The sequence below is a fragment of the Streptomyces canus genome (assembly GCF_030815415.1).
Classification (GTDB): domain Bacteria; phylum Actinomycetota; class Actinomycetes; order Streptomycetales; family Streptomycetaceae; genus Streptomyces; species Streptomyces canus_F.
The window spans coordinates 10,477,004-10,483,798 of the sequence record NZ_JAUSWW010000001.1 but is presented as its reverse complement, the minus strand read 5'-3'; the positions used below and the strand labels follow the sequence as shown (position 1 = coordinate 10,483,798).

The following is a 6,795-nucleotide window of genomic DNA, read 5'->3' as shown; positions in this document are numbered from 1 at the left end:
TTGTCAAGTGCCAGCTCGCGTACGGCCGCGTACGAGCCCGCGAAACCGATACCCGCGATGATCACAGCGCCGCACACGACCACGCCGATCAGTACCCGGTGCGTCCGTGTCAGCGGTAACGGCGCAGCCACCCCTACTCCCCCTTCGATCGCACTAGCGAACATATGACACTCTGTCATGCACAGCCGGGCCGCGGGAGAGGTTTACGCGCCGTGCAGGACGACGACCGCGCGATGCGGAAGGCCCCACCACGGGGCAGCAGACGAGTGGGGCCGCTCATGCGAAGATGCGTGCGTGGTGACAGATGCCGAGTGGGCTCGGTCGCCAGGGGTTGTGCTTCGGGCAGGTCTTCGAGGGCACCGTGGTGAAGGTTCCCCGGCCCGGTGCGATCGGGATCTTGTGGACATCGGCCTGAGCGTCGCAGGCTTCGTCGACGTCCTGTGGCTTCCGGAACACAGCGATGACTGGCCGATGGACGGCACAGTTGCGGATTTCGAGATCTGGTGGGCAGACAGCCGTCACCAAATCCGGCTGCGGCCGTTGGACTCTCGGTATCAGCGGAACGATTCGCCGACTCCGAGGCACGTTTCCGTCCCCGTTGGCCGTCCGAGGTCGGTCAGCCCGTTCTTGATCCCGGTCCCCCGACCCTCGATGAGGTACGGTCCGCGCTGCGCTCTGACGGGCCGTCGGCCAGCTCAACCCGTGCTTCAAGAGTGTGATGTATCAGGGCGCCCTGCGGGATGCACTCGAGTGGCTGCTGAGGTCCGGCTCCTCCCGCGGGCGGCCGGGCTTCAGCCTCCCGTCGGCACTGCCCTCTCGAAGAACGTCTCCAGGGCCACAATCGCCTGGGTGCCGCTGACACCCTCGATTTCGTACAACCGGCGCAATACATCCTGGAGTTGCTCGGTCGTCCCGGTCCGGACCTTGACCAGGACCGATGCGCTGCCCGCGATGACATGGGCCTCCTGCAGCTCGGGGATCGCGGCGAAGCGCTCGCCGGAGTCGCCCATCCAGGCTGATGAGTCGACCATCACGAAGGCCAGCACCCCGCTGCCGACCGCGGCGGGGTCCACCTCGACCGTCGTGCGCCTAATCACCCCCGACTCGCGCAGCTTGCGCACCCGCTCATGGGCAGCGCCCGCGGAAAGCCCGACCGCCTTGCCCAGAGCGGCGTACGCCTGCGCGGCGTCCTCCTGCAGCAGGGTCAGCAACTTCCGGTCCACATCATCCACGACACTCTCCTCCGAACCAGTTCCACCCAATACCCTGGTTTGACTGTATAGCATCCTGTAATACTCCTATAAGGCAGGATGAACTTCAGAGCACGCACCTCAGGGCGAACGAAGGAGAACGGACATGGCCACCGGCCGTCCCGCGCTGTACGAAGTACTCGACGACAGGTTCCGTACCGAGAAGTGCGCCGCGGGTGATCTGCAACTGGAGACGCTCCACGTGGGCTCCCGCTGGGCGGAGGGGCCGCTGTACGTACCGGCCTGGCGCCAGCTGATCTGGAGCGACATCCCCAACGACCGGATGCTGCGCTGGGACGAGGCAAGCGGCGCGGTCAGCGTCTTCCGCTCACCGGCGGGCTACTCCAACGGCAACACCCTGGACCGCGAAGGCCGTCTGATCACCTGTGAGCAGGGCAACCGCCAAGTCACCCGCACCGAGCACGACGGCTCGGTGACCGTGCTCGCCGACCGCTACCGGGGCAAAAGGCTCAACAGCCCCAACGACGCGGCCGTGAAGTCCGACGGCTCCATCTGGTTCTCGGACCCGGACTTCGGGATCACCAGCGACTATGAGGGCCATCGCGCCGAGAGTGAGATCGGAGCGAACAACATCTACCGGATCGACCCCCACACCGGCGCGGTGCGGCTCGCGGCCGACGGCTTCGGCGCCCCCAACGGCCTGGTCTTCTCACTCGACGAGAGCGAGCTGTACGTCTCTGACACCCGGGCCGGCCAGATCCGTGCGTTCGAGGTACGCGCGGACGGCACCCTCTCCGACGGCAAGGTTTTCGCCGAGACCAACGGCACGGGCGGCGGCCGCTTCGACAATATCCGCTTCGACGACCAAGGCCACCTCTGGGCCGCAGCCATGGACGACGGAGTGCACTGCTACGCCCCGGACGGCACCCTCCTGGGGCGCATCCTGGTGCCCAACACGGTCTCCAACATCCGCTTCGGCGGCCCCAAGAACAACCGCCTCTTCATCACCGCCAACGACACCCTCTACTCACTGGTCATGGGCGTCAAAGCGGCACCGATGACACTATGACCCCCCACTCCCCCGCATTCAAAGATCACCGTACGGAGCAGCGCATGCGGGCAGGACGGGCCGCAAGAGGTCCGTGGACAGCTGGCCCCACCTCAGCCTGATGTGGCCCCATTTCCCGATCTCGGGACGGGTTTCGGACAAGTATTCTGACCTCACCACACCGAGGGATGAGAAGCCGATGCCGCTGGATCCAGCCCGCGTGGAGCGGATCTCCGCTCTCGCCACGGAGTGCGGGCCGCTGCTCGGCCCCCTGCGGGGATGGACGCCGTGCAGCGGCTACTACGTAACCGCGGGGTGAGCGTGATGGACTCGATCCTCGTCACGCGCGAGCTGCTCGGCGCGGGCCCCACCGCCCTGGGCGAGGCGAAGGGCATCGTCCTGTCCAGCCCGTCACTGGTGGACTCGCTGCTCAACGCGGTGAACCAGGTAGCCGACGCCGGGCGACCCGCCGCCGACACCGGTGGGCCCAGCCCCGACGGCCCCGTGAAGCGACGACTCGGTTCTGGCTCACGTTCCCCGAGGACGATCAACGGTGCTGGAGTTCGTCACCTCTCGCAGGCCATGGCGTTCAGTCAGCCCAGCCCTGGGTGTTGGAGCAGGATTCGTAGGAGTAGCGGGTCTCGCGATCCCACTCCTTGCCGGTGATGCGTTGGTATGCCCGGTCCGGGGTGTAGAGCAGGGGCTCGGCCCAGATGAGGTCGCGGGCGTAAGGCGTGAAGGCCGACGGCTCCTCAAGGACGCGGTTGAACTCGGTGCGGCCGGCGGCGACGACCGCGGCACGGGTGTAGAGGAAGGCATCTGCGCCCAGGCCGTGTCCGTACTCCTTGCGGTCCAGCCGGTACAGCGCCCATGACAGGTGTTCGGCAAAGCCGATGACCCACGGCAACGAGGACTCGGCAAGCCGCTCGGTGAGCGTCGCTGCCAGGACTTCGGCATCCGGGTCAGATTCCGTGGGCCTGCAGTCCTCGATGAGCTGCCAGAAAGCGTCTTCGTTCATGCCGGCGAGCATGCCGCAACGGTCTGACCGTCCTGGCTCCGGGTCACGGGTGTGGTGCGTCGGTTCGCGTGGGCCAGGGCCGCCCCGGACAGACTAGTTCCTTCGCGCAGTTTCCAGTACGGGCAGTTCTCCGGCACCGCGGTCGACGCCTGGTCACAATCCAAGGCCCCGCACGGCACCTTGATCGGCTGGCGCCACTCCGTCGCCCACCTCTGTGGCCTCCGGTCGGATGAGATCGGAGCGGCGGGATGTGGCCTCGCAGTGACGTGCCCATCCCTGAGCAGTTGACGGATAACTGGTCGGCGCGGCGGGCCGGACGGCATACTCAGGGCACCGCTTTCGGGGAGGGCGCCGTGGCACGTGTGCTGAGCGGGTACCGGTATCAGGGGTTGGTGGTGTTGGTGGTACGGCTACTGACGCTGCAGCAGCTGCTATTGGTGCAATCGCAACCGTTTTTCGGCTCGGCCGGCCAACTGCGGAACGGAGACCGCGTCTTCGTGTGCTCCGACCCATCGTGCACTGCGGGCGCCAAGCGTGTCCTCAAGGTCTCGTCGAACGCGACCCAGGTGTGCTGCGGCCAGCCGATGGACCGGGCGATGTACCGAGCAGCGGAGGACCCCCGACTCTTGGGAACGCTCGTCGGGAAGACGGACCTCGATGTCTTCGTCTGCATCGGTTGCGTCGGCGCTGTCAAACACCCCAATTTCGTCATCGACGCGGCGAATGTGGATCCTGGGCTGAAGTGTCCACAGTGTCTTCAACGCCTCATGGTGAGGTTCGGCACCTCAAGGAGGTCCTGAGCATGCTCGGGGGACTGGTCTCCGCAAGTACCGAAGCCCTCGGCGGATCGCGCTTCAGCCTGCTGAACGTCCTCCCGGCCACCGTCGTCGTCACGGCCGTCGTCGTGTTCGCCCGGGCCGGCGCGTACTCGCCGAACGAGCCCCTGCGCTTCGACCACGTGCTTCCGGAAGGAAAGCGGGACGCGCTCGCCATCGCCCTGTTCGGACTGGCCGCCTTGCTGTGCGGAATACTTCTGCGCCCCTTCGAGACCGCCCTGGTCCAACTGCTTGAGGGCTACTGGGCCAGCCCTTCTCCCATCGCCGGCCTCGTCCCCGCCACCGTGGAGCGCCACCGGCGACGCAGGGATGACGCGAAGACCGTGGCCGAGTTCGATTTCACGGTGCCACCGCCCGGCGCGAATTCCACGCTTCGGGAACTCGCCCACCATGATCGCAGGATTTCGCGAGTGGTGCGCATGAAGTCGCGAGCGGAGAAGGTTCGTGACACGTACCCGACCGACGACAGGCTGGCGGCGGAGCATCTCGAAGCGGCAGCCCAACCGACGGACCTCTTGCCGACCCTGCTCGGGAACGTTCTCCGCCGCGGAGAGCGGGTGGCGGGAGACCGGTACGGCCTGGACATGATGGTCGTGTACCCGCGGCTGTATCCCCACATCTCCGACCGGCTCGAAAGCGCGGTCGCCCGCCAGTTCGAACTGATCACCTCCACGGCCTCCTTGAGTATCTCCTTTGGCCTGCTGTCGCTCGCCACGACCCCGCTGCTGGCCCGTCTGGACCCCTGGTCCGCGGCACCACTCCTCGCGGGAGCCCTGTCCCTGCTCGCATACCGAGGCGCGATAACCGCGTCCCGGGGCCACTCCAGGCTTCTCGCCACGGTCTTCGACCTGCACCGGTTCGACCTGGCCAAGGCGATGCACTACGAGTTGCCCGGGAACCCGCGAGCGGAGTACGAGCTCAACAAGGACATCACCGATTTTCTCAGGCCCGGTTCCGTCGCCCCGCTTCGCGATCACGAGACCCTGGAGAGCAAGGACTTCAAGCACCCGGACGGGGCGTAGAACACGTCACAGCGAACGGATCGCCACCGACCCGCCGACTCCCAGGACGTTGAGCACGATCTGCCGCTCCGACCCCTCGGGCGGCGTCATGTGCACCCGGACCTGCTCGGCGAAGTGGACTGCCGGGCTGTTCTCCACGTTGCCCTTGACGACGATGCACGCGGTGTCGAGGACCAGCTCGACTCGGCCGAACAGCACCGTGACATCGACCTGAAGGACACGCTGTCCGCGCCCCATGCGGTCCCGTGCGAATGAGACGCTGGAGAGATCGATCCGCGCATCCCCGAAATAGGACCCGATGCCGACCTTCACCAAGTCGGTGGAACCTGTCAGCACCTTCCGCCGCACCGGCAGCAGCACGCTCCGATACCGCCTCAACGGGTGGTCCTCGCCGCCGCTCTGCCCCGCATTACTGCCCATAAGGGCCAGCGAGGCCCCGACTGCGATCGCCAGAGTCGGCAGCACCTTGCTCCCCGCTGTGCCGCCCAAGTACCCGAGGTCGTACGCGCCCCACAGCGCCCCGCCAGCAATCAGCGTCAGCGGGCCGGCCAACAGGCCCCGTGGCAGGGCTGCGCGTAGGACCAGCAGTATCCCCAGTGCGATCAGGGTGTACGGCAATGCGATCAGCACCCAGCGCCCACCCGAGCGGAGAGCCGAGCCGCCGTCGAGCAGCCAGACCGTGCCCATGATCACGACGACAAGCCCGAACGTTATGCGCAATCGATTCACCAGCGCCCCTCCCGCGATGCGCTGAAGAGTACTGAAGCACTGTCAGCAGTGTTGGCCTGGCCCACCCAGGGTATGAGTTGAGGCGGCTGCACTAGACACCTGGGCAGGCTCCGTCGGCTGTTCTCCGCCGGAAACAGGTCGGCGGCTTCGGTGATGGAGGTGAGTGCCCGTCGCGGTCGCCTACTTCGCTCTGATGGTTGGAGAGGTGCGTCGGCGTCGTGAAAGGTCCGAGCCCAGCAGCCTGGCAGGCCTCCTGACCGAGGACAGGGGAGAGCCGCTGTGCGAGTTCGACTACCGGACCTGGCGGGTGCGTCGGCGAGGTTAACCAGGTGGGCCTGGAGGAAGCGGCAACTGACCTCCGCCCTGGTGGACGGTGGGCCGCTCGCTGCCGGTGGCGGTGGCGCGGGCCCATGATCCGTCGGCGTGCACCATGACGGCAGTGCGCCGGTCCCCCGTCTGGTGGTAGGCGTGTTCGATGCCCGGCGCGGTGAGGCCCAGCATGGAGTCGAGGTCCCAGGCGTTCGCCACGTCGAGGACCGGGTAGGGGCCGGTCGTCACCTGTTCGCCGTCCTGGTCGTGCGCGGCGGCGAGCAGGGCAGACAGGGCGGGCGGGTAATCCTCGCCGTTGCGGGCGTGCATGAAGCCGGCCTGTTCCCACTCCACCCGGCCCACGGCGCCGCCGTCGGCGGCCTTGTCTGCGGTGACGAGCAGGGAGGTGCCCTCGAGGGTGGTCACCAGGCGTCCTGTGGGTCTGAGGGCGGTCAGCCAGCTGGTGGGGATGCTGCGCACGGCCACCGTGGCGACGATGCGATCAACCTGCCTGGCGTCGGCGGGCAGCGGTCCGGTGGCATCGACCGTTTCGACGGTGGGGTGCAGCCCGGCCGCATCGAGGCGTTCGCGGGCGGCCTGCAACAGGTAGCCGATGGCGAAT

7 protein-coding genes are annotated in these 6,795 nt (G+C 67.2%); 2 read left to right on the top strand and 5 right to left on the bottom strand.

The genetic code is table 11. From position 1 onward, the window contains the following. The coding region (locus tag QF037_RS51345) for a DUF2637 domain-containing protein (protein ID WP_373464004.1) at positions 1-131 on the bottom strand (131 nt) is incomplete at its 3' end. Positions 132-791: 660 nt separating this feature from the next. After that, positions 792-1,232, bottom strand: a complete 441-nt coding sequence (locus QF037_RS49140) for an Lrp/AsnC family transcriptional regulator (RefSeq protein ID WP_307036902.1) — start codon at positions 1,230-1,232, stop codon at positions 792-794. 124 nt (positions 1,233-1,356) lie between these two features. Here QF037_RS49140 and QF037_RS49135 point away from each other — a divergent pair, with 124 nt between their 5' ends. Continuing rightward, on the top strand, positions 1,357-2,280 hold the full coding sequence (locus QF037_RS49135; protein ID WP_307036901.1) for an SMP-30/gluconolactonase/LRE family protein: 924 nt from the start codon (positions 1,357-1,359) through the stop codon (positions 2,278-2,280). 568 nt (positions 2,281-2,848) lie between these two features. On the opposite strand, the gene QF037_RS49130 is transcribed toward QF037_RS49135, so the two are convergent. Next, positions 2,849-3,289, bottom strand: coding sequence for a DUF4240 domain-containing protein (locus QF037_RS49130; protein ID WP_307036899.1), 441 nt, complete (start codon positions 3,287-3,289; stop codon positions 2,849-2,851). A 790-nt stretch (positions 3,290-4,079) separates the two neighbouring features. Between QF037_RS49130 and QF037_RS49125 the strand changes: the two genes are divergently transcribed. Then, positions 4,080-5,135 carry a hypothetical protein gene (locus tag QF037_RS49125; protein ID WP_307036897.1) on the top strand — a complete coding sequence of 352 codons (1,056 nt, stop codon included), beginning with the start codon at positions 4,080-4,082 and terminating at the stop codon, positions 5,133-5,135. 6 nt (positions 5,136-5,141) lie between these two features. On the opposite strand, the gene QF037_RS49120 is transcribed toward QF037_RS49125, so the two are convergent. Together QF037_RS49120 and QF037_RS49115 are read right to left on the bottom strand one after the other, a co-directional pair. Next, complete coding sequence (locus QF037_RS49120) at positions 5,142-5,822, bottom strand: hypothetical protein (RefSeq protein ID WP_307036896.1); 681 nt, start codon at positions 5,820-5,822, stop codon at positions 5,142-5,144. 363 nt (positions 5,823-6,185) lie between these two features. Beyond that, the gene (locus QF037_RS49115) at positions 6,186-6,776 is read right to left on the bottom strand and encodes a hypothetical protein (protein ID WP_307036895.1); all 591 of its coding nucleotides are present in this window, start codon (positions 6,774-6,776) and stop codon (positions 6,186-6,188) included. Positions 6,777-6,795: the final 19 nt, after the last annotated feature.